This window comes from Francisella adeliensis, assembly GCF_003290445.1.
Classification (GTDB): domain Bacteria; phylum Pseudomonadota; class Gammaproteobacteria; order Francisellales; family Francisellaceae; genus Francisella; species Francisella adeliensis.
Window position 1 is genome coordinate 1,343,534 of the sequence record NZ_CP021781.1, and the last position, 23,234, is coordinate 1,366,767.

The following is a 23,234-nucleotide window of genomic DNA, read 5'->3' on the forward strand; positions in this document are numbered from 1 at the left end:
ATGATATACGAATCAAAGTAATATTACTACACAAACAGAGTTCATAAATAAACAAGGATATTACAATGATATTGATAGAAGTAAAATATAAAAAAAGCTTAGAGACTGTAGATAAATACAAGCAAGCGCATACAGAATACCTAACAAGCTTTTATGATAAAGGTTTGATTCTTGCTTCAGGTCCATATAATAATAGAGCTGGTGGCTTTATCATTTCAAAAATGAATCTAGAAGTTGCTAACGACTATATGCTTAACGACCCTTTCTATATAAGTGATATTGCAGATTTTAATATTAAAGATTTTTCTCCAAATAACCTATCTAATGATTTTGAAAAACTACTTAAGGAAGAAAACTTCAGTAAAAATGGCAGAGAGTTATTTGATCAACTTCATGGCAAGCACTCTGGTGAACAATTGATTAATGCGTTATCTAAAGTAGCTCCTGATTTTTCAAAATTTACTTTTGACTTTGCTTATGAAAATATTTTTGCTAGAGATGCTGATATATCAATGCTAACAAAAGAATTAATTATTATAGCTGTATGCTGTACACTTGGTGACTGTCAGGATCAAGTACAATGTCATTTAGAGGCTGCTATTAATTTAGGTGCATCTAAAAAAATGATTATTGAAACTTTACTGCTAGTAATCCCTTTGGCAGGATTTCCTAGAGTAGCAAATAGTCTACTAGCTATCAACTTAGAAGGCATTAAATAAAAATGATAACTAATGACAAAAAAGACTTTATCAAATATATGATAATCTTAGCGATGATGAGTAGTATGGGATTATTAGCATCTGATATATATTTACCTGCTATGCCGAGCTTATCTGAAGCACTATCAACAACAGACTCTTCTCTTCAATTAACTTTAGGTGTTTATTTGTTTGGGTTAGCAATATCGCAAATATTTATAGGATTTTTATCCGATATTTATGGTCGTCGCAAAGTACTTTTACTAGGTTTTAGCATATATATAATAGCATCTATCTGTTGTAGTTTATCTGGTTCAATACAAACATTACTTATCTATAGGTTTTTACAGGCTATAGGTGCATCAGCTGGTTTGGTAGTTGGTAGAGCTACAATTAGTGATCAATTTAATCTTAAAGAAGCTACAAATATATACAATATTATCTATCCTATTGTTGCAATTTCTCCTGCCATAGCTCCTCTAATAGGAGGATATATTTCAACATTTCTCGGTTGGCAAGCAACTTTTGAATTTGTTGCAATTTATGGCATTATTTTGTTAATTATGAGCTTTTTCTTTCTTAAAGAAACAAACTTAAATAGAGAACCTAAAAAACTATTCCATATTTTCCATAGCTATCCGTTACTGATATCAAATACAGCTTTTCTAAGCTATGTTATTCCTGTTTGCTTAGTCTATGGTGCATGGTTCACATACTTATCTCAATCTACATTTTTATTTGATGAAATGGGTTATTCTCAACATACTATTGGATATTTTTATATCCCATTAGCAATAATGATTTATATTGGGAATCTAATCGGTAAGAAGTTAATGAATACTTTGGGCAATGAAAAAGTTTTTTATATTGGACTATTTTCATTTCTATCTGGTGGATTATTATTTTTTATATTCAACTTATCATCTAACATGAATCATGCTTTTGAAATAATAATACCTATGTCTATAGTTTCGATATCAAATGGTATAGTACTACCATTAGGGATCGCATCAGCCATAAATATATTTAAAGAAAAATCTGGTGTGGCATCTGGATTGGTTGGTTTTACTCAGATAGGCTTTTCTGGATTATGTGCTTCGTTTATAGGCAAACTATTTGGGATTAGCACATCAGTGTTAGTGATAACGGTACTAATTATGTCTATATTAGCAATATTTAGTCATTATTTTTTAAAAAGACAAACTAATTAAATCCCTCTGTACTTTTTAACTATCGCAAAAAACCTTGTGCCCTTCTTCAAATCTCTTATAGTAAATGTAGCTTCTGTTATAAATGGACTTTCTTGTTCAGAAGAAATAGATTCTAAACTACTTGCTTTAAGATACTGTTCCACCAAGGTTTCATATGTATAATCTCCAAGTCTTAGCTTCATCGATCTGTTTTGAGTATTAGAAATCAGCTCTATTTCAATATCAAACTCATCAAGATACAACACTGGAGAACCATCTACTTCAATAATTTGATGACTATCTAAATCTTTATTTGCCAGCTCTCGTTGTAATAGATCTACCCAAAAAGATCTAAAAAGGTTTTCCGCAACATGATATTTAATATCTAATTCCATAGAATTTCCTAAACTTTTATTAATTGTTATATATGACCTATAAGTATATATCAATTAAGGAGTGTGGATGAATAAATTTAAAATAGTAACGAGAAAATTTAGACATAAAAAAAGCTCTTATTTCTAAGAGCTTTCAATGTGGCGGAGAAAGAGGGATTCGAACCCCCGGACCTGTTACAGTCAACGGTTTTCAAGACCGCCGCATTCGACCACTCTGCCATTTCTCCAGTCGTTGAGAAGTATTATACTCATCTTTAGATATTTTGCAACGGTTTTTTTAGCATAAAAAAGAGTATTAAGCATTCAAACATATTAAATCAACAGTTCTCAGCTTTAACTGTTTTAAAACCATAATATTTAGCAAAAGCATCATTATTTGGATCTTTTACATTACAAGTTATACCTCCATATGTAATACCAAAGTTTTTAGTGTTTGGTTGCTCAAATATAGGTAATGTAATATTTTTCATATTTTTTGCATGGTATTGATACATCAAATTCTTTTCTTGTAAATGGAACCTGTATAGCGAAAAATATGTATTCGCTAACAATGCTAAGACAATAACTAAACCTATTAATGGCAAAATATATAACTTCCTAATAAAAAAATGTGCTCTTTCTATTAGTTCATTATCACTATCATAAAATTGATATAAAACAGCAAAAAAGAATACAACATAATAAATCAACATAAGTCTTATTAAAAGACCATAACTTTGAATCACAGGAAACATTACTATCAGGCTCAAAGCCAAAGCCAAAGCATATATGAATACACTTTTTTTGAGGTTTTTTTCGTTAGTTAGTGCTAGAGCCATAAATGCAACAAATAGCCATGTAACATCACTTGTGTTAGGCCATAGACTATTTTTATACGCTGAATAAAAATTCTTTAACTGTTCAAATAATGACCGAGCATGTTCTGGCTCCATTTGATCCATACGTACATAATTCCCTGGGGCTGCTACTAAAATCATCCCCCCAATAAAGCAACCTATCGCAAAAAAAACTACACCTATGTTAATTCTACTTTTAACTAAGTATCTTTCGAAAAAATATGCTAAGCATAATATCATTAATACACCAACAAACTGCTCATTATATATGCCTATGAACAAGCCAACTAACAAACTAATAACCTTGTAATCTTCTTCTTTTACCAACAAATAATAAAATAGTACTGTAAGCAGAGTAAATCCCCAAAAATACTGTATTGCAACTGTTTTCCAAATTGCTTCACCGATAAATCCAGTATGTCCAAACATCAACATAAACAAAAATGCATAAAAAACAAAATCTTTAGACTTAATACTGTATCTATTTCGCGTAACGAGCTTAAAACTAAAAATCATAAAAACGCTTAATGCTATCGAGTTTAATATATTTATCACAAGTATTGATGCCGTCGCATAAGTTTTAGAAAACAATATATAGACAAGTGCTTGAGCTGATATTCTGCCTGTCCAACTAGTGTAGTCTACATATAACCATGAAAAAAAACTGTGGTTAACTAATGTATCTACCGTAGCTCTTGAAAAATCATCCATCGTTAGTGGCTGACAATAATTCAGGAAAAAGAAATAGCAAAATAAGAACACTATTATACAGAAACTAAACTTATTACTTTTTTTATACATATACTTCCTATTAATCGATAAGGTGCTGGTTTAAAGCGTTAATAAACCAACCCATATTTTTTTTTGTTTTTATCATTATTATCAAATTTATTACAATTTTTATTATCCTGGCAATTCTCATCTATATAGACCTTATCGTCACAGTCATTTTCAATAGCACATTTTAATCCATTTTTATAAAAATAGACTTTACCGTCTAAATTCTGATAGATTTGTATATTTCTTTTTTGAGGCTTTCGTTGTTTATATGAATTTTTAACTACCCCTCCCCATAATACCTTATATTTAGGGTTACTATCTCCAGAAAATATAAGCTTCAAATTAATAGTATTATTTTTATCTACAATATAATCACTATCAACAAATACTCCTTCTGTAACTAAGTTTACAGATATTTTATTTAATCCTTTAGTTATTTCATCTTCCTTATATTTAACCTTAACTCCATAAAGTCTTATATTATCAAGCTTTGCATCACCTACTATATAAAATACTACTTTATTTTCGGATAAAGAAACCTCATTATCACATTTAAAACTTAATTTTCCATCATAACCATTGGTATACTCAGAAATATGACATTGAACAAAATCTTCAGCATAGGCAAAGTTAAATAACAAAGTTAAAACCATACAAAAGTAACAAAATAATTTTAACACTTCAACCTCCGGGCCTATATTTCAAACTTACTCAACCGCTTATTCATAGAATTATCAATATACAGATTATCTTTTGTAAAAATAAACTTGAGCCCATAAACTACTTTGATAGTATAAATTTTTTCATCTTCAAAAACTTTTGGTTTCACTTTACTTAGAATATCCGTATCTTTTGTATAAGTATACTGATAGTAACTATCTGCTCCATAAGTAATAACATAATAATGATACTTATCCTTTTTTATAATTATAGGCTCACCTATGCTAACATCCTCAAGCTTTATATAGTATTTAGAAATATCTGCACTACCTTTAAAAGCTTCATAAATAATTAATCTTTTACCCGCACTTATCACTAGAGAGCTTTTTGCTAATATAAAATCAGGGTCTAATGCCTTAATATGAACAGTATTGTAATCATATTTACCAATACCATTTAAAGTATCTTTTAAGTTAGAAACATATTCTCTCTTCTCTTGATTGTAGTCAACACTATATACTTTAACAGATAAATTACCTTCACTGTCATGAGATGGTGAAACTATAGCTAAACTTGGCGAGCCATTATTTTTAGGATAATACCAAGTCAGATCTTTAATATCATTAATTTGATTAATTTCTGCTATAGGCGTTGATAGGTCTAAAAGACTATTATCAATATTATCAATGATTTTTTCTAAAGATGTTTTAAATATATAGATATTCTTATCATCATATATACTCATCAGCATTTGCCAATGACCTTTAACTAAATCCCAACCGATTTTAACCTTATAGCTACCTCTTTCTATATCAAGATTACTTAGGTTTATAAGTTTTGTATGGTTGTTTACAGATAATAAAAGCCAATCATAATCCTTTTCTATAAAACCCAGGTAGCCAGAGTTTTTGTCTAAAATATCCCCATTTTTTAATCGGTGTAACCGTTCACTATCACTCATTCTTCCTATAGCGACAAATGGTACATTTATAGGTACATATTTGGAGCCATAATTAAGCATTGAATGCTTTGGTGGTTTATTAAATAGAAGATTACTCTTTGAGATTAACTTATCCTTTAAATACACACTATGAAGAATTTTTTCATTTACAGCAGTTGATTTGGCATGATACAAACTTATATCTACCATTTTATTTGAAAAAATATCTTCTCGAGATATCAGCTCATTATCAAATTTATAATCACCAATTTTTTTAGAACCTATAGATATTTTTTTAGAAGATTTTATCTCATTAATATATTGCTCTTGTACTTTAGTTGTACTGTCGTTATCTAACAAACTTTCAATACTTAAAAGATTAAATCTAAATATATAGACTAAACTTGACACAGTAACTAATAGTACAAAAGCAAATATCATTGTTGATACCAAAGATAAACCAGACATTTTAATAGTTTTGCTATTTAAGTAATATAACTTTTTCAAACTTTTTACCCTTTATTTTAAAAGTTATCCGTAAAGCTGATGAATCAACATCTTCAAGATCAGTAGTATTATATATTTGCTTCCACCTCAACTTCTTACGATAAGTATTTGCAAAGCTGACCTTTAAATTAGAAACTCCTGATATCAAAAGCTGACTATTAGCCAAACCTGAACCATTCTTAGTGTATAAAAAAAGCCCTTCTATAGTATGCCCAAGCTTATCTTTTTCTCCAGTATCTGCTATATAGAATATATTTACTGCAAACTTTCCTACATAATCACCTCTATGATAATCTCCCAATGGTGCTGCCGCTAACTTTATCTGATTATTATTCGAAGCAGTTGCCTTGACAATATCTATCTCATCATCATTGCATATGGCTAAGAAATCATTTGCAACAGGCTCTAATGGATTGTCAACATTAAGCGTATAACTAGTAGGTTTAGATTCCAAACTTGCAGATAATGACTCATTTTTAACCATAATATAATCACTATCCTCTTGATAAAGTAGTCCTTGAGATTTTACTGGTAGTGTATATTTTAAATAGCTCCCAATACTAGCAATATCACCAAATCTAACAGCTGATTTATTTACTGCAAAATTTAAATCATTAAGGTTTTCTGTAGTTCTATTTATATATCTTTGTGTTTGCGTACCATACTTACAAGACAGTCCTGCATTTGTTATAGCGCTATATAATAATTCTTGGGTATTTAAGACTTTAACATCATTCTGTGCTACGGTTTTAGTATATTGATAATTCTTCTTTGAAGATAAAAAAATGCTTACAGCCATAGTCATAACTATAGCAGATACAGCCATAGCGACAAGAATCTCTATAAGAGTTATACCCTTTTGTAACCTATTAATTTTAAACATTTTTTATAAAGTATAAAAGTTTTTTCAAATTCACACCTTCAAAACTTCTCTCGATATTTTGACATTAAAGTCTTTATCTTTTGCTTCGAATTTAGCAATTTTAGGGTTTGAGGATTTAACTTGCTCAAACTCATCTGACTCAACTGGTACTGCATTAAACCTTCCAGTAACTAAATACCTATCAACTTTGGCATCTAGACGTTGAGATAACTCTACTTTTCTCTCTACAACAGATGACGTACTAACAGTTGTATTAATTACCAGAAAAGATGAAGACAATATAAACAATAAAATACCTGAAGAAATAGTAGTTTCAATCAGTGACATCCCAGATTGATTGCTAAGTTTAAGTCTTTTAGCTCTTAACCTACTCATTTCTAAAGTGAAAATTATTATAATAATTAATCTGATTATTCTAACATAGAATAAAAATCATTATTTTATTTTATTTACTATACAAGTAAAAATCACATAAATGGCTTTCCTCGAACACTTTTAAATCCATAAAAAAGCGCAAAAGCTCTATTATTATAGCTATTTTCATCTGGTGTAATATCATCTAAAAATATAGTTGCAGATACTGATTCAGGAAGTATTGGAAAAGTAGGATTTTCAACATTGTTTTGCAAACACATTGTAACTTGCTGATTACGCTCTATTTCAAATTTATAAATAGTAAAATAAACACTTGTCATAATGTATAGCTGAATTAATAATAATACTAAAAAAACAAACCTAATACTCTTAAAAGCATTATTTAATTTTTCTACAAAAATACTGCTATGGTTATAAAACTGTTGAAAAGTTGCAATGAAGAAAAAAGCATAATAAATTAGAAATACTCGTTGATTTAATTCATAAGTCTTTGCAATAGGAGTTAAAACAAAAAAAGTTGCTATACAAGCTAATGCATAGATCCAAACTCTAGATTTTTTTAACACCTTTATTAGTAAAAATCAAACTAATAAAAATAACTACTAATACTAGCAATACTGCTGTATTAACAGGAGTCATCAGTATTTGAGAGATTAAGTTTATAAAATTCATAAATATAGACAAATTATGATCACTAGACATTGAATCAAATCGAGCATAATTCCCTGGAGCAATGACTAAGATAACCCCTCCAATCACACAAGAAACAAAATAATATATAATATTTTTACTAATGCTCTCTTTTATTAGTAATTTATCTAAAAAATAAGCAAAACATATAACAATTGAAAACCCAACAAAAACCTCATTATACAATCCTATAAAAAATCCCGTAAAGATAGCGAACAAAATACTTTGCTGTTTTTTTATTATTGAGAAATAATAGAATATTGTAAGCAGTGTAATACCCCAAAAATACTGTATTGCTGCTGTTTTCCACATTACATTAGCAATAAAACCAGTTTGATAAAACACAAATACAAAAAAGAATATATATATTAAAAAATCTTTAGAAATAATTTTGATCCTATCGAAAGTTACTGACTTAAATGAAAATATTATAAAGACATAAAAACATATCGCATTTATAAAATTAATAGCAAATACTGACTCAGTAATATACTTTTTACTTAATAACAAATAAACTAATGCTTGTGCTGATATACGGCCAGTCCAGTGTATATAATTTGAAACTATAGCTCTAAAATAAATATCAAGACCTTTCACAAGCACATCACTATATGCTCGACCAAAATCATCTGCTCTTAACGGCTGAAGATAGTTTAAAAGCAGAAAAAACCCTACTATCAAAACACTCAGGAATATAAAGCTTAGCTTCTTCATTTAAACATACATCCTATAAACTGATGAAACATTATCATTTAAAGCTAAAGATTTTTTTAAGCCAAACTGCCTTAAATAGCACAAAAAGACAAACTAGCAAAATTGGAATTGATAGTAACCATAAAAAAGAGAGTATTGGAGATAATTGAGGAATCCCGATAACATCTAAAAACTTAAAAAATACCGTACTATTTTGTATTCTAGCAAAAACATATGTGTATATTGCCACTATCACAAAAAAACACGCTACAAAAACTGATAATGCTAAGACTTTTATTACAAAATGAACTTCATCTGAACCATCTATATTTCTCATATCTACATTTTTACTATTTTGTTTCACAACAAACAATTCCCTAAAATTTTTAAAATCATACATTAAATGACTAATGCTCACCCGTTACACTATCAAAACCATAAAACTCAGCATATGCTTTATTATTATATATTTGCTTATCTGAAGTAATATCATCTAAAAACACATTAGCTCCCATATACGTGGCTAAGTTAGGTAATACTGGATTTTTCTCACCTTGTTTATGATATTGTTCAACCATCTGGTTTCGACTTTGCTCAAACTTATAAAAATAAATATAAGTACTTGATATTAAAAACAATTGTACAAGTAATAAAATAGCAAATAACCAGCTAAGTTTCTTTAAGCATGAATATAGCATATTAACAAAACAACTATCATGCTTATAAAACTGTTTAAATGCAGCAATAAAAAACAATGCGTAATAGATAAGTAAAACTCTCTGATTTAGATCATATGATTTTGCTACAGGAACTAATACAAATATTGAGATAATAAAAGTTAACGAGTAAATCAAAGCCCTGATTTTTTTAATTTCTTTATTAGAAAAAATTAGTACTAAAAACAATCCCACCAGCAATAATAAAATAGCTGTATATTGTGGTTGCATCACAATTTGTCCTAGAAGGTTAGTGATACTCGAAAATAAAGATATATGCTTAGCTCCTGCAGATAAATAATCTAATCTCGCATAATTACCTGGAGCAGCTATTAAAATGCACCCACCTATCGCACAAGAAACAAAATAGGCAATAATCGTATCTGATATACACTCTCTATAAACCCATCTTTCAAGAAAATACGCTAAACAGAGTAAAATAGTGACACACACAAAAATTTCATTATATAAACCAATCAATGATCCAACTAACAAGCCAAGAATTAAATTTTCTCTCTTTTTTTCAATCGCTACATAATACAAAACAACAAGTAGAGTAATACCCCAGAAATACTGAATAGCTCCTGTCTTCCAAATTACATTTGCAATAAATCCTGTTTGGTAAAAAATAAACATAAAGAAAAATGAAAATAATAAAAAATCTTTAGAAATTAATTTCGCTCTATCTGAGGTCACTATTTTAAATGAAAGTAGCATAAACACATAAAATGAAATAGCATTAACTATATTCACAATAAATGTTGATACTAGAATATATTTTTTACTTAGTAACAAATATATCAATCCTTGAGCTGAAACTCTGCCTGTCCAACCACCATAATCTGCCTGTATTGAATGTACCATCATGATAAGGCCTTTAGCCAAAGTATCAGTACAAGCACGACCAAAATCATCTGCTCTTAAAGGTTGTAAGAAATTAAGGAAGAAAAAATACCCAATAATAACTAAAGCTATAACTATTGAGGGAAAATATTTTTTTATCATTTTTTTATATAAAATAATTACGATAACTAATTTTATAATATTAGAAAGATAGATACTAGCTTAATTAACAAACTGGAACATTTACAGCTAGTCCACCTAGAGATGTTTCTTTATATTTACTATTCATATCCCGGCCTGTTTGAAGCATTACTTTAATCACATAGTCTAAACCGACAAAGCGTTTTTCGCCACTATCAAGATATGCTAATTTAGCTGCATTTATAGCTTGTACTGCACCCATTGCATTTCGTTCAATACAAGGAATTTGAACAAGCCCGCCTATAGGGTCGCAAGTAAGTCCTAGATTATGTTCCATACCTATTTCAGCTGCAGCTTCTATAGCATCAATATCTCCTCCTAAAAGAGCACAATATCCAGCTGCTGCCATAGAACAAGCTACACCCACTTCTCCTTGACAACCAACTTCTGCAGCAGATATTGAGGCTCCAGATTTATATAAAACACCAATTGCTGCGGTTATTAGTAGATATTTATTAATTGCTTTAGTTTGCTCTGCTTGATTGCAAAACTTATTATTCTCAAGATAGTACTTAAGTACTGCTGGGATAACGCCAGCTGCACCATTAGTAGGAGCAGTTACAACTCTTTCACCACAAGCATTTTGCTCATTTACTGCTATCGCATAAGCATTTAAATAGTTGAAATCACTTTTATCTATACCTTTACTTTCAAGTTTTCTAAGCATACTAGGAGCTCTTTTACGCACTTTCAAACCACCTGGCAATATAGCTTCTGGACAAGTTAAACCTCTTTCTATAGATGTTTCCATTACTTGCCATATTTGTGCTAATTTCTCCAACGATTGTTTTTCTCCATAAGCAACCTTTTCATTTTCAAACATTATCTGGTCAATACTTTGGTCAGCTTGGATACATAAGTGGCGTAAATCTTCCATACTCGCAAACTTAAATGGCTTATTACAAACTATCTCTGTCGGAACCTCATCCTTTTTAATATGACTTTTATCAACTATAAAGCCTCCACCAATTGAGAAATACTCTTTACTAGCGAGTAATTTATCATTATTAAATATAGAAAATCTCATGCCATTAGCATGTTCAGGCAAAAACTCATCATAATGAAAAATTAAATCATGACTGTAATTAAAATCAATTTCATACTCTTGGTTTAATTCTAATTTTTCATTTGTTAAGCAGTTTCCATAAAGTTTTTTAGCCAACTCAATATCAACTGACTCAGGTAAAAATCCCATAACTCCCAAAACAACTGCATAATCAGTTTTATGTCCTTTACCAGTTAGTGCCAATGAACCATATAAGTCAATCTGTATTCTAGTAGTTTTAGATAAGTGCTCTTTATTTAAGTTAACGAAATCACAACCAGCTCGCATAGGACCAATTGTATGTGATGAGGACGGACCAACACCTATAGAAAAAAGTTCAAAAGTACTTTCCATGATTTCTCCAAAATTATATTAAAAGTTAAATGGGTAAAAGATATAAATCTTATATTTTCATTTTAGCCTTTTTTCTCGAGATTTCCAATCAGGCATATAGCTCTCAACATAATTATAAAATTCTTTTGAATGATTTGGGTGTGTTAGATGAGCTATTTCATGAAGAATGACATATTCAATAGCCCCTATATCACGAAGAACTAAGTCAAAATTTAAATTAATAGTCTTCTTAACATAATTACACGAACCCCAACGAGTTTTAGTCTTTTTTATAGTTACCCTTTCTATCTCTTGGTTTGTGATTTTAAGATATTTAGCCATCAGGTTGTTTAATATGATATCAGCTCTATCTCGATAAAACTCTTCTAAAAGCTGAAGCTTAAACTGTTGATTGCCTATCACACTTGGATTTGCATAGAATAAAATAGTATCTTCTGATTCAGTTACTATATTTTGCTTTGATTCAATTAACCTAACCTTATATTCACGCCCTAAAAAATAAACGATACTACCCTCTTCTAATGTGTATTTTGAATAGTCATATCTAGAGTTTTTAGAAATTCTTTGTTGATGCTTTTCAATCCAATTCTTTTTAGATTCAATCAAATCATATATCTGTGATTCTTTAACTCCTATGGGCGAAGTTATATTTATAGCTCCATCATTTGCTATAGATATTTTAAGATTTTTAACTTTTCGGTATGTAATATTTATATTATCCAAAACATTTAACCTTCAAAAGCTACATTCTGCCAACCTTTTGCTATATGAGCTGTTTTACCTTGCCAATAGCTAACAATAACCTCTCTAACCGGGATGCTTGTATCTTTATAGTTTTTAAAGCCTTTGAAAATAAAACCATCACCACCACTAACAAGAAAATCAATAGTAGCTAATTTATAGTACTTATTTTTATCTAAAGGTTTGTTGTTTATCGTAGTGCTTTTAATTGAGCTATCTTTATTAAGAGCTATCTTAACTCCAGCAAAAATACCACTCTGCTCGTCACCAATAAATTGTAGGCTATGTTTAACTAAATCCAGTAGGTTTGAACCTTTAATATCCATTGTAACAACCATATTATCAAAAGGCATTACTTCATAAATCATGCTATAAGATATATTACCACTAGGCAAAGATCTGCGCACACCGTGAGTATTTAGTAATGCGACATCACTATGAGTATCAACTTTCATGATATTAGCTAGAGTGTATGTTAGAGGCACATTATAATGCCCATCTTGTGTTTTATCAGAAAGTGGCTTAGGAGCTGTTGTAATAACTTTCTCAAGCTCATCCTTAACACTAGAATTATATTTTTCAATAATAGCATTCACTTCTTTATCATCAGCGAGATCTTTAGTTACCTTAGCAAGATTTATAACTTCTGGTGTTACTTTACAGACATCTGTTGTATGACAATCATAGTGAAGCACGCTTATATCTTTACCTTGGCTTTCACCTTGCTCTACGGCGATGTTATTTTTGAAACCATTAACAAACTCATGGCTATGCCCAGTCAAAACAGCTGTAATACCCTTAACCCCATTTACAACAGCATATATCTCAGACTGATTGCCTAACGCACTATTTTTCTTGTAAAGGATATTGTTATCAACCTGCTCTGTAGGAATATGCGTTAAAAGAACTATAGTATCTGGTTTTGGTAAATTATGTTCTCTATAGTTATGAATATATCTAATCCACTTATTTGCAGCATAAACAGGATTAGTAAAATGAAGATTTGAAATATGCTTCTCTGCTGTAGTTTTAGGAGTTTCTAATGTTGATAGTCCAACAAAATATATAGTTTTTCCATTTTCAAAAGTCTCATAGCCAAATGGCTTTATATAATCTAACGAATTATCGCCAGAGAAAAGTCTTTTAACATACCCTGTTAAAGAATCATTTACATAACTAATATTAGCAGCTAAAAACCTTACATCACTAGCCTTGTACCAATGCTTAAACCATTTTTGTCCATAGTCAAAGTCATGGTTACCAACAGCTGAGTACTTCACACCTATATAGTCAAAGAAGTCGTTAACTACATCACCATGAGAAATATTTGAAATTGCTGTACCTTGATAATTATCACCAGCCGCTACAACTACTAAATTTGGGTGTGTTTTTCGATAATCTTTTACAAAAGTTGCTATCTTAGCTGCTCCAACCATATCTTTATGTGGTTCAACCTGCCCATGAAAATCATTCAAAGATAAAACTGTAATATCATCTTCAGCAAACCCAAGTAAGGAAGTAGTACATAATACAAAAGCTATAAAATATTTTTTCATTTTAACCTACTCATATTGATATGTTTCATAAGATCCTAAAACTCTCAAAAATGTACTCTTTTTAAGAATTTTCAATAATGCTAACTGGATTTTATCATCATCTTCAGAGCCTTCAAAATCTATAAAAAACAGATAATCCCAAGCTCTATCTCGCGATGGTCTTGATTCTATTTTTGTCAGATTTATATCATATTCACCAAATATACTTAAAATTTCAACTAAGGCATTAGCTTTATCTTCTACAGAAAATATAATTGTTGTTTTTTTATTATCTTTTTTAACATCAATAATATCTTCTCTGCCCATTACTAAGAAACGCGTATAATTAAAATGCTCATCTTCAAACTCACTTTGAATAATTTCTAAGTCATAAGTCTCTGCAGCAAGTTTTCCTGCTATAGCGAGATGATTTTTGCTTTTTTTCTCAAAAATATACTTAGCTGCTCCAGCAGTATCAGCAAAAGCCTCTGGTTCAAGTTTTAATTTCTTTAGACTATTTGAGCATTGAGATAACGCTTGTGGATGTGAAATTACACTTTCTATCTTACTTAAATCCGCATTAGGTAGTCCCATTAAACAGTGCTGTATTTTTAAAATAATCTCTGCTTTTACCTTCAGGTTGCTTTTTATTAGCTCATCATAAGCTGGTACAACAGATCCTGCTAATGAATTTTCAACTGGGATAATTACAAAATCTGTTTGTTTTTTTATAGTAGCTTCTATAGCATTATAAAAACTCAAACAAGGTACTGTTTGAGAATCTGTTATAGAATTAGAATTAAGAAAGCTAGTAATTGCCTGTTCAGAATAAGCCCCATGCTCACCTTGAAACGATATTTTTATCATATAGTAAAATTAACGGTAATAAATTTTAATACAATAATACAGTTTTTTATATTTTATTAAAATCAAACCTCTACAAAACAAGCATATCTTTAATAAAAAAAGATAACTCTATAGCTTAAAAAAAATAAAACTTACTCTTTTCACTTTTCACTTTTCACTTTTCACTTTTCACTTTTCACTTTTCACTTTTCAACATACTTTCTGACAAATACCAAAAAGCATTTACTTTCAGCATCTTTATAAATAATATTGACAGAATATTTAAATAAAAATAATTTATTATGCTTAATTATCTTAAAAAACATCCTAAAGGTTTATGGATTTTATGCGGTATTGAAATATGGGAGCGATTTAGCTACTACGGAATGAGAGCTATACTTATTCTCTATCTCACAAGCGAATTTTATGGCATGAGTGATACTAAAGCCTACCTTACTTATGGTAGTTATGTAGCATTTGTATATATGGCTCCGCTTATAGGTGGTTATGTGTCCGATGTATATCTTGGTCATACTCGTAGTGTAAAGTATGGCTGCATCACTATACTTATTGGTCATTTGCTATTATCTCTTGATGTGTCATTTTTTTTAGGTCTTGGGTTTGTTGTAGTTGGTACAGGCTTCTTTAAATCAGCAATGAACGTAAATATTGGTGAATTATATCAGGGCAAAGAAGAGCTTAAAGACAGTGGATACACCCTTTTTTACATGTGTGTAAATTTAGGTGGAGCATTAGCAACTCTTTCTGTGCCTTTAATCGCACTATATTTAGGTTGGCATGCAGGTTTTATAACTGCAGCTGGAGGGATGGCTCTAGGCTTACTAATATTAACTATTGGCCAACATAAAAACCTAGTACCACAAGATCATATAGACCCAACAAGCAAAACAAAACTTATAACACTAGTCTTAACTATTTGTGCAGGTGTAGTTTTTGCTTATCTAATTAACAATGCTAGCAACACTGCCTATATACTATACAGCTTAAGCATTCTAGCATTAGGCTATCTTGCTTATAGAGGCTATAAAGGTGGTCAAGTTTATATAAAATCAATATCTGCTGTTGTTATAATATCTATTGTAATAATGTTTTTTTGGGTCTTATTTGAACAAACAGCGACAAGCCTAGTTTTATTTAATAAGCGTTTTGTTGATTTGCATTTGTTTGGGATGAAAATCTCTGCAGCAAATATAAATGTTATCAACAATATATCTATTGTGTGTTTATCACCATTATTTGCGTTTATTTGGAATAAGTGGAATATATCTGTATTTACAAAAATGGGACTAGGAATAATCATAACAGGTTCTGCTATGGGAGTGTTTGGGTTTGCTGCTTTTACTGCTATGCATGGAAGTTTAGCACCTTTACTCTTCATAGTACTTGGTATTGTACTTGTAACAGTCGGAGAGCTATGCTGTAGCCCAACAGGACTTGCTGCTATTAGTAAGATAGCTCCTACAGATATAGCAGCATTACTATTTGGAGTTTGGGGTATTAAATCTGGAATTAGTAACTTTTTAGCAGGATATGTTGCAACATTTACAGATAAGAAAAGTGTTACAAGCGATTTAGTTATTCAAGCAAAAGCCTTCTTTGATGTTTACCTCTACCTTGCTGTTAGCGCTATTATAATAGGTTTAATAGTAATATCATTATCAAAAGCTTTTAATAAAGCATTTAATATTTAAAGGTTATAAGAACTTATTTATCACTCTTAGTGAAATTTACTTTTTTATTGAAATGACAAGATGCTAAAGCATCGTCAATACCTTTTTGCATTTGCTCAGCTGGAAGGCAATAATTTCTAGCTAATAATGCTGTAATCACACTGATAATAAACAAGACTCCTGCTGCCTGATAAAAATCAAAAGTAGCAATTCCACCAAAATCACTTAAATATGATACTATTGATACAGCAATTATATAAAACCAAAACCAGATAGACTCTTTTACATTCCATGATATATGTTCGTCCTTATCTGCTCCAAACTTTCTATAAAGTCCTAATAACGCTATAGCAATAAATATAGCAATACCTGATTTGGAAACTATGCCCCAACCACTCCATAAAAAAACAAGTGTAGAAGCAAATATCCCAATAACTGAAACTAAACCAACAAATTTCAGCCTAAATGGTCGGTGAATGTCTGGCAAACGATATCTCATCGCCATAGTTGATGTAGCACCAGTAATATATGTTATAGAAATCAAAGAAGTCAAAAAGGCTGTCATTGTCTTCCAACCAGGAAATGGGGCAAACATTATCAATGCTATAAGGAAGTTTAGAACTACTGCATTAATAGGTTTATTAACTAATGGATTAACCTTATTTAAAACCTTTGGCATGTAACCATTTTTCACCATAGCGTTTAATGAATTTAATGCTACACAAAAGTATAAAAGTCCCGCCATTAATGGAAATAAAATTGCACCGAAATACAAAAAGTACATCATCCAAGTTTGACCAAAGTACTGAGCCATAACAGCAAAAGCACCAAAACTTGAACTCTCACCTTCAGTAATAGTATTTAAATCCCATACATTATTATGAACATACTTTGATATAACTAGTAAATATGCTACTTGTAATATCAGAAACACAAATAAACAAATAACAATAGTACTTATAGTTGCAATAGGTATAGCTTTTGCTGGATTTTTAGTATTTCCTGCAAGTTCTACAATAGTTTTAAAGCCCACAAATGCATAACCAATCCCCCCAAGTGAAACAGCTGCCAATACGCCATTCAAACCAAATGGTGCAAATTGTAAATCACTATCAATCCCTCTGCTTACAAGCTCTGGTAGCACAAAACACATAGCAATCAAAGATACAGCAATTATTATAGGCACTAAAACCTTAAGTACAGTAACAATGTTATTTATCTTTACTAGCCATTTAAGTGAATAAAAATTCAATGCACAAAATATAAATAATAACGCCATCGCAACAGGTATACCTTGAGTTGTAAGAGCACCACTATTATTTTGGTCAATTAAACTAGGGTAAAAAACAGCTACATATTGTATTACAGCTTGAACTTCAATAGGAGCTAAAACAAGGTATGAGATCCAAGTAATCCATGCGAATATATAACTTACTAGCGTACCATGTGTAATATGTGGAATACGAGAAGTTGAGCCTTGAACAGGAACTATAGAGGCACTCTCTGCAAAAGTTAATGCAATAAAAATCATTAATCCTGCACCAATTATCCATGAAAGAATTGAGGCTGGGCCAGCATATTCAGAGGTATATTGAGCTGAAAACATCCAGCCTGAACCCATTATACTTCCTATACCTATAGCAATAAGACTAGTAATACTTAATCTCGTATTTATCATAAAAATTTTAGTAATGTATTTTTTTTAGTACAATGATTCTAGTAATAAAAATTTGAAATGTAAAGATTTTAAGCCTTTTTATAAGCCTATACGAACTATCCTTTCATTAAGAGTTGCAGCGACATCATATTCTATAGTATTTAGTAATTTTGCTATATTTTTTGCGCTATTTGGTAAGCTAGGGTTATTTGAAATAATCTCAACTTGATTACCAACTCTCAAGCTTTTATGGTTAGTGCCCAATGAAATAGCCATAGCATCCATACTCATTTTACCGACTATAGGGTATGTATCTTCATCAATAGTAACAAAACCTCTACCTCCTAACGCTCTAAAAAAACCATCGCCATAACCTATAGGAATAGTTGCGATATACTCTCCTTCGAATCCCTTATGTAATAAAGAATAACCAACACTGTCACCGTCATTAAGACTAATAATTTTTATTATTTCAGAAGTTAATCTAGCTATTGGTTGAATTTCTTTAACTATATCATCAACCTCAAACTCTGGCAAAAAACCATAACTTAAAATACCAGGCCTTACCATATCGTAGCAAACATCTGCCTGACCAACCAATCCATAAGAGTTAGCCAGATGGCAAATGACATTTTCCTTTATACTTTTTGTGTATGCTACAACCTCTTTAAATTTCTGATTTTGCTGAAGATTAAAAGGATGATTTTTATCATCTGCACAGGCAAAATGACTATAAACACCTAAAAGCTCAATATGCTGAGAATTATATGCTTTATCTATTACCTCTTTGTAACTATCGAAACCAACTCCCATCCTATTCATACCAGTATTTATATTTATATGAACTTTGATCTTGATTGATGACTCTTTTGCGATTTTTGATAGAGATCGTATATCTTCTATACTGTGTATGCTATATATAAAGTCACAATCCAATACTTTTGATATATCATCATACTCCACCCTTCCAAACACTAGGATCGGCTTTTCATGACAAGCACTATAAACTTGTGTAGCTTCTGATAAACAGGCAACAGCAAAATAATCTACTAAATCATAAGAATTTTTCACAATAATATCTAGACCATGCCCATAAGCATTTGCTTTAACAGGAAAGCAAAATTTAGTTTGGGTATATGCTTTTATAATAGATATATTTTTTCTTAAAGTTTTTGTGTTTATTTCTAATATATTTGCATTCATAAATCATTTCTCAAATCTTGAAAACTCTCTCATATTATCTATAAAACTGCTAAAATTCAACCCTTCTAAAATTGACTGAATTTTCTTACTACAACTATCATCTAACAATTGCACGATAAAGCTATAAACCGTTATATCAAGCAGCGAGATATTATCATTAAAGAAATGCTTCCTGCCATCTAAAAAATCAGCTAAAGCCTTTAAATCTTGCTCAGCCTTAGCATATATTTCTCGTTGTGAAAGTACTAGTATTCCTGATGCTTTTAACTGCCTTGTAATATTTCTCTTAGCAGCATTGTAAACAATACCTGACATCATCTTTGGTAATTTTGCCGATGCCATAAACTCTTTTTTCCAAGATTTATTATCAACATCTACCCAGCGACTATAAACAGCTACCCAATACAAACTATCTTCACACAGTCTCATAAAAGCTAAACTTACTGCACTCTGCTGACAGCTTAAATGACTATCTAATGATTGGTCATTTACTTGTTCTAAATATTTTATAATGATATTACTATCAGCGATTTTTTTGCCTTGTGTTTCAATAAAAGGCATTTTACCTGTTGGCGATTTATTTAACTCTAAACTAAAATTGTTATTATAGGGGATATCTATAGCTTTTAAGTACAATTCAAGCTTGACGCAAAAAGGACTGCAACTATAGTTTTTCCCAGACAGGTTAGGTAGTTGGTGAAGGTGTATCATTTATTTAGTCCTCAAAACTTATAATATTATTAGCAGCACGCCTTTGTGGCTTTTCATTCTCTTGTTCCGTCTGTTCAGCAACTACATTCTCTCTCTCTAAATCTGCTTTTTCAAACTCTGACATAATCAGCTCATCAAATTTACCATTTTTAAGCACTATATAGGCACGATATCTATCATCACTAATTGCTGTATTATAATCGAATGAATACACCCTATAAAAAACTAGCTTTTTAAACTCAACTTTTACACTTATCTTACGTAGGCAAACAGTATCATCTAGCATTTCAATATTATGTTTTTTAGCATATCTTTCAGCTATACCTATCGTATACTCTTTATTTTTCATAAAATTGCGCCATGTAAAAAAACAAATTCCTAAAAATATAAGTGTATATAATGCTACTGACATTAGTCTCTTTCTCAAAAATCTAAAACTGTAGCTATTATATGTTAAAATCTAAGCGTTATAAAACATATCTATAATTAAACAATGAAAACTTTGAAATACTTCTACGGATCTTTTATTGTCACGATATTAGGAGTTCTTATTGGAGCATTTTTATACCCTAATGATATTGTCGCGACTGTTTATTCGTTATTAATACTAGCCTTACTAGAGATATCTCTTAGTTTTGATAATGCTATCATCAATGCCAAAATTCTTGGGCAAATGCCTAAATTTTGGCAAAAAATATTTATCTTTATTGGACTGCCTATAGCTGTATTTGGTATGAGATTTGTTTTTCCTATATTCTTAGTAAGTGTATCAGGTAATATAGGTTTCAACGATGTTATAAACTTAGCTCTTCATCATCCTAATCAATACGAGGCTATACTTGAAAATGCTATGCCTTATATCTGTAGTTTTGGTGGAAGCTTCTTATTATTAGTTTTCTTAAACTTCTTTTTAAGTGAAAACACTGAACATCATTGGATCCCTATTATTGAAAACAACTTCATAATAAGAAAAATACGTAACTATGATGGTGGTTATATCTACCTTGCTATTTTAATTGGCATAATAATTATTAGTAATGTCCATAATGAAACTCAAGGATCAATTGCTTTAGCTTTCTTACTAGGAATAATAACTCATGAAAGCATTGGAATATTAAATTCTTTCTTTGGCAACTCTAACATTGATTCTGGAACTATTGTTAGAAATGGGCTTATGGGTTTTGTTTACCTTGAAATAATTGATGCTTCTTTTAGTTTTGATGGTGTGGTTGGGGCTTTTGCAATTACAACGAATATAATTATTATAATGATTGGTCTTGGTATTGGTGCGATGTTTATAAGATCTTTAACTATAATGTTTGTAGAAAAGAAAACCCTAGGTAAATACATCTATCTTGAGCATGGTGCTCACTATGCAATAGGTTTTTTAGCTTGTATATTATTGTTAAAAATATTTATACCTATCCCAGAATGGTTTAGTGGTTCTATTGGGATTTTGATTTTAGCTATCTCATATATCCATTCTGTGGTTCTTAATAGAAAAAGTTAATGTCGCTGAAGTGATATCAAACATAATGCAAATCGCCACATTTGCCTCAAAGAGAGTTTATACTTAACTGTAGTATACTGATAATAGCTATTGGTAAATACCTACCATAAATCTCACGCACTTTTAGTTTCAATAAAGGTCATCATTCCAGAATGCATATGATAAAGCATATGGCAATGGATAAACCATTTGCCTTTAGCATTTGCTTTCATTGCTATAGTTATGCTTGATTTAGGCTCTACATAGACTGTGTCTCTTATTACACCGTCATCTATTGGCTTACCATTGACTTTGACTACCTTAAATACATGCCCATGGATATGTATGGGGTGAGACATACCTGTTTCATTCTGAATTTTAAACTCATAAGTTTTACCAAACTTTAATTCAATAGGTGAAACATCCGGCCAAGTTTGACCATTTATTTGCCATACATAATCCTTCATATTTCCAGTCAATTTTAAATCTATAGTTTTTTCTATACTTCCCAATGCTAGACTATCTTTTGCTGAGTGAAGCTTTTTTAACTGAGCATAATTAAAAGGTTTTGATTCAACCTTCGCTTCTGCTGGGATAGTTAAGTTTTTATCATTAGTTGTCGTTAAGACTATTCCTGTTTGATACTTTTCACCCTCAACTTGACCTACTATAGGAAAAACTCCATTTTTAGGTATCTGTACTTGTATATCCATTCTTTGAGCTATTGCTAACTGGAACTTATTACCTTCAAAAGGTTTGATATTTTGACCATCTACAGCTATGGCAATTCCTTTTAATTCACCTAGGTTTATCCAAAAATTAGTCGATGATGAGCCATTAAGAAATCTCAAACGATAAGTTTGACCTGCTACAACATGCTTGATTTCAGGGCTCTTTGCAGTTCGATAGTTTGTTAAAAAAGCATCATATGAAACATCATTTAAATCAGGCTTCGCATCTTTATCCATCTCCATAGCCATTTTATGGATGCCATGCATATGCATATTACTATCATCACTATGTTTTAAATCTTTCATTATAGCTTCTGGCTGTTTAAAGCTAAAATCTTGGAACATAACAACTACATCATTGGTAGCATCATACCCTCTTGGATAAACTATAAATGGCGCCTCTACAAAATTCTGCTCTTGAAAACCATAATGTGAATGCATCCAAAATGTTCCGCTATGGATTAGTTTAAAATCATAGCTATAAGAAGAATTTGGTTTAATATATGGTTGGTTAAGCTCAGTACCATCATACTTATTTGGCAATAATAAACCATGCCAATGTAGCACGGTAGGCTCTTTTAAACCATTTTTAACTTTTACATTAAAATCGTCACCTACAGTACCATAATATCCCCATGTGCCATCTGGTTGAATAACTGTATTTACAGTAATTTCTTTGCCATTAATATCTATGATTTTATTTGTAACAAGCAACTCTACTACAGTATTTTCGCTATAGTATATATATACTGATATAAAAACCATCAATAGCAACAATATACTCGATATTGTTTTTTTATTTTTCATTGTATATAAAACCCATC

At 30.6% G+C, this 23,234-nt stretch carries 23 protein-coding genes and 1 tRNA gene; 4 read left to right on the forward strand and 20 right to left on the reverse strand.

What is annotated here, in order from left to right:
- Nucleotides 1-65 precede the first annotated feature (65 nt).
- Nucleotides 66-719, forward strand: coding sequence for a carboxymuconolactone decarboxylase family protein (locus CDH04_RS06510; protein ID WP_112870256.1), 654 nt, complete (start codon nt 66-68; stop codon nt 717-719).
- A 2-nt stretch (nt 720-721) separates the two neighbouring features.
- The gene (locus CDH04_RS06515) at nt 722-1,909 is read left to right on the forward strand and encodes a multidrug effflux MFS transporter (RefSeq protein WP_112870257.1); all 1,188 of its coding nucleotides are present in this window, start codon (nt 722-724) and stop codon (nt 1,907-1,909) included.
- Here CDH04_RS06515 and CDH04_RS06520 read toward each other — a convergent pair.
- The 15 genes from CDH04_RS06520 to pheA all read right to left on the reverse strand — a co-directional run bounded on the left by CDH04_RS06520 (nt 1,906) and on the right by pheA (nt 14,949).
- Nucleotides 1,906-2,283, reverse strand: coding sequence for a hypothetical protein (locus tag CDH04_RS06520; protein ID WP_112870258.1), 378 nt, complete (start codon nt 2,281-2,283; stop codon nt 1,906-1,908). The two genes, CDH04_RS06515 and CDH04_RS06520, sit on opposite strands and share 4 nt — an antisense overlap.
- 139 nt (nt 2,284-2,422) lie before the next feature.
- A tRNA-Ser gene (locus CDH04_RS06525) sits at nt 2,423-2,510 on the reverse strand.
- A 90-nt stretch (nt 2,511-2,600) separates the two neighbouring features.
- Nucleotides 2,601-3,920 carry a DUF6056 family protein gene (locus CDH04_RS06530; protein ID WP_112870259.1) on the reverse strand — a complete coding sequence of 440 codons (1,320 nt, stop codon included), beginning with the start codon at nt 3,918-3,920 and terminating at the stop codon, nt 2,601-2,603.
- A gap of 38 nt (nt 3,921-3,958) precedes the next feature.
- On the reverse strand, nt 3,959-4,579 hold the full coding sequence (locus tag CDH04_RS06535; RefSeq protein WP_162699209.1) for a hypothetical protein: 621 nt from the start codon (nt 4,577-4,579) through the stop codon (nt 3,959-3,961).
- A 14-nt stretch (nt 4,580-4,593) separates the two neighbouring features.
- Complete coding sequence (locus CDH04_RS06540; RefSeq protein WP_200164478.1) at nt 4,594-5,967, reverse strand: hypothetical protein; 1,374 nt, start codon at nt 5,965-5,967, stop codon at nt 4,594-4,596.
- Between the two features lie 13 nt (nt 5,968-5,980).
- Complete coding sequence (locus tag CDH04_RS06545) at nt 5,981-6,889, reverse strand: PilW family protein (protein WP_112870262.1); 909 nt, start codon at nt 6,887-6,889, stop codon at nt 5,981-5,983.
- Between the two features lie 30 nt (nt 6,890-6,919).
- Nucleotides 6,920-7,264: a PulJ/GspJ family protein gene (locus CDH04_RS06550; protein ID WP_112870263.1), complete on the reverse strand. Its 345-nt coding sequence runs from the start codon at nt 7,262-7,264 to the stop codon at nt 6,920-6,922.
- 92 nt (nt 7,265-7,356) lie between these two features.
- The gene (locus CDH04_RS10050) at nt 7,357-7,830 is read right to left on the reverse strand and encodes a DUF6056 family protein (RefSeq protein WP_265575272.1); all 474 of its coding nucleotides are present in this window, start codon (nt 7,828-7,830) and stop codon (nt 7,357-7,359) included.
- Complete coding sequence (locus CDH04_RS06555; protein WP_265575273.1) at nt 7,814-8,668, reverse strand: DUF6056 family protein; 855 nt, start codon at nt 8,666-8,668, stop codon at nt 7,814-7,816. Before CDH04_RS06555 ends, CDH04_RS10050 begins: the two co-directional genes overlap by 17 nt.
- Nucleotides 8,669-8,702: 34 nt before the next feature.
- Entirely contained in the window at nt 8,703-9,011 is a 309-nt protein-coding gene (locus tag CDH04_RS06560; protein ID WP_244909958.1) for a hypothetical protein, read from the reverse strand.
- A gap of 43 nt (nt 9,012-9,054) precedes the next feature.
- Complete coding sequence (locus CDH04_RS06565; protein WP_112870264.1) at nt 9,055-10,368, reverse strand: DUF6056 family protein; 1,314 nt, start codon at nt 10,366-10,368, stop codon at nt 9,055-9,057.
- A gap of 64 nt (nt 10,369-10,432) precedes the next feature.
- A complete protein-coding gene (locus CDH04_RS06570) occupies nt 10,433-11,806 on the reverse strand; it encodes an L-serine ammonia-lyase (RefSeq protein ID WP_112870265.1) in 1,374 nt (457 codons plus the stop codon).
- Nucleotides 11,807-11,863: 57 nt separating this feature from the next.
- Nucleotides 11,864-12,529 carry a M48 family metallopeptidase gene (locus tag CDH04_RS06575; RefSeq protein WP_112870266.1) on the reverse strand — a complete coding sequence of 222 codons (666 nt, stop codon included), beginning with the start codon at nt 12,527-12,529 and terminating at the stop codon, nt 11,864-11,866.
- Nucleotides 12,530-12,534: 5 nt separating this feature from the next.
- Nucleotides 12,535-14,103, reverse strand: a complete 1,569-nt coding sequence (locus CDH04_RS06580) for a bifunctional metallophosphatase/5'-nucleotidase (RefSeq protein WP_112870267.1) — start codon at nt 14,101-14,103, stop codon at nt 12,535-12,537.
- Nucleotides 14,104-14,109: 6 nt separating this feature from the next.
- The gene (gene pheA, locus CDH04_RS06585; protein WP_112870268.1) at nt 14,110-14,949 is read right to left on the reverse strand and encodes a prephenate dehydratase; all 840 of its coding nucleotides are present in this window, start codon (nt 14,947-14,949) and stop codon (nt 14,110-14,112) included.
- Nucleotides 14,950-15,230: 281 nt separating this feature from the next.
- Here pheA and CDH04_RS06590 point away from each other — a divergent pair, with 281 nt between their 5' ends.
- Nucleotides 15,231-16,640: a peptide MFS transporter gene (locus CDH04_RS06590; RefSeq protein WP_112870269.1), complete on the forward strand. Its 1,410-nt coding sequence runs from the start codon at nt 15,231-15,233 to the stop codon at nt 16,638-16,640.
- A 13-nt stretch (nt 16,641-16,653) separates the two neighbouring features.
- Here CDH04_RS06590 and CDH04_RS06595 read toward each other — a convergent pair whose 3' ends face one another.
- The 4 genes from CDH04_RS06595 to CDH04_RS06610 all read right to left on the reverse strand — a co-directional run bounded on the left by CDH04_RS06595 (nt 16,654) and on the right by CDH04_RS06610 (nt 20,602).
- A complete protein-coding gene (locus CDH04_RS06595) occupies nt 16,654-18,297 on the reverse strand; it encodes an APC family permease (protein ID WP_112870270.1) in 1,644 nt (547 codons plus the stop codon).
- 78 nt (nt 18,298-18,375) lie between these two features.
- Nucleotides 18,376-19,479: an alanine racemase gene (alr, locus tag CDH04_RS06600; protein WP_112870271.1), complete on the reverse strand. Its 1,104-nt coding sequence runs from the start codon at nt 19,477-19,479 to the stop codon at nt 18,376-18,378.
- A 3-nt stretch (nt 19,480-19,482) separates the two neighbouring features.
- A complete protein-coding gene (locus CDH04_RS06605) occupies nt 19,483-20,190 on the reverse strand; it encodes a glutathione S-transferase family protein (RefSeq protein WP_112870272.1) in 708 nt (235 codons plus the stop codon).
- A gap of 4 nt (nt 20,191-20,194) precedes the next feature.
- Complete coding sequence (locus tag CDH04_RS06610; protein ID WP_112870273.1) at nt 20,195-20,602, reverse strand: DUF3301 domain-containing protein; 408 nt, start codon at nt 20,600-20,602, stop codon at nt 20,195-20,197.
- Between the two features lie 81 nt (nt 20,603-20,683).
- Here CDH04_RS06610 and CDH04_RS06615 point away from each other — a divergent pair, with 81 nt between their 5' ends.
- Complete coding sequence (locus tag CDH04_RS06615; protein WP_112870274.1) at nt 20,684-21,700, forward strand: DUF475 domain-containing protein; 1,017 nt, start codon at nt 20,684-20,686, stop codon at nt 21,698-21,700.
- A gap of 113 nt (nt 21,701-21,813) precedes the next feature.
- Here the strand turns inward: CDH04_RS06615 and CDH04_RS06620 are convergent, their stop codons facing one another.
- Nucleotides 21,814-23,217, reverse strand: a complete 1,404-nt coding sequence (locus CDH04_RS06620) for a multicopper oxidase family protein (protein WP_112870275.1) — start codon at nt 23,215-23,217, stop codon at nt 21,814-21,816.
- Nucleotides 23,218-23,234: the final 17 nt, after the last annotated feature.

Bases quoted from the DNA above. Each gene is read 5' to 3' on its own strand.
- CDH04_RS06540 (WP_200164478.1), bottom strand. From the start codon at position 5,967: ATGTCTGGTTTATCTTTGGTATCAACAATGATATTTGCTTTTGTACTA.
- pheA (WP_112870268.1), bottom strand. From the start codon at position 14,949: ATGATAAAAATATCGTTTCAAGGTGAGCATGGGGCTTATTCTGAACAG.
- CDH04_RS06590 (WP_112870269.1), top strand. From the start codon at position 15,231: ATGCTTAATTATCTTAAAAAACATCCTAAAGGTTTATGGATTTTATGC.
- CDH04_RS06570 (WP_112870265.1), bottom strand. From the start codon at position 11,806: ATGGAAAGTACTTTTGAACTTTTTTCTATAGGTGTTGGTCCGTCCTCA.
- CDH04_RS06565 (WP_112870264.1), bottom strand. From the start codon at position 10,368: ATGATAAAAAAATATTTTCCCTCAATAGTTATAGCTTTAGTTATTATT.
- CDH04_RS06615 (WP_112870274.1), top strand. From the start codon at position 20,684: ATGAAAACTTTGAAATACTTCTACGGATCTTTTATTGTCACGATATTA.
- CDH04_RS06580 (WP_112870267.1), bottom strand. From the start codon at position 14,103: ATGAAAAAATATTTTATAGCTTTTGTATTATGTACTACTTCCTTACTT.
- CDH04_RS06545 (WP_112870262.1), bottom strand. From the start codon at position 6,889: ATGTTTAAAATTAATAGGTTACAAAAGGGTATAACTCTTATAGAGATT.
- CDH04_RS06510 (WP_112870256.1), top strand. From the start codon at position 66: ATGATATTGATAGAAGTAAAATATAAAAAAAGCTTAGAGACTGTAGAT.
- CDH04_RS06605 (WP_112870272.1), bottom strand. From the start codon at position 20,190: ATGATACACCTTCACCAACTACCTAACCTGTCTGGGAAAAACTATAGT.
- CDH04_RS06520 (WP_112870258.1), bottom strand. From the start codon at position 2,283: ATGGAATTAGATATTAAATATCATGTTGCGGAAAACCTTTTTAGATCT.
- CDH04_RS06610 (WP_112870273.1), bottom strand. From the start codon at position 20,602: ATGTCAGTAGCATTATATACACTTATATTTTTAGGAATTTGTTTTTTT.
- alr (WP_112870271.1), bottom strand. From the start codon at position 19,479: ATGAATGCAAATATATTAGAAATAAACACAAAAACTTTAAGAAAAAAT.
- CDH04_RS06515 (WP_112870257.1), top strand. From the start codon at position 722: ATGATAACTAATGACAAAAAAGACTTTATCAAATATATGATAATCTTA.
- CDH04_RS06595 (WP_112870270.1), bottom strand. From the start codon at position 18,297: ATGATAAATACGAGATTAAGTATTACTAGTCTTATTGCTATAGGTATA.
- CDH04_RS06550 (WP_112870263.1), bottom strand. From the start codon at position 7,264: ATGAGTAGGTTAAGAGCTAAAAGACTTAAACTTAGCAATCAATCTGGG.
- CDH04_RS06530 (WP_112870259.1), bottom strand. From the start codon at position 3,920: ATGTATAAAAAAAGTAATAAGTTTAGTTTCTGTATAATAGTGTTCTTA.
- CDH04_RS06555 (WP_265575273.1), bottom strand. From the start codon at position 8,668: ATGAAGAAGCTAAGCTTTATATTCCTGAGTGTTTTGATAGTAGGGTTT.
- CDH04_RS06620 (WP_112870275.1), bottom strand. From the start codon at position 23,217: ATGAAAAATAAAAAAACAATATCGAGTATATTGTTGCTATTGATGGTT.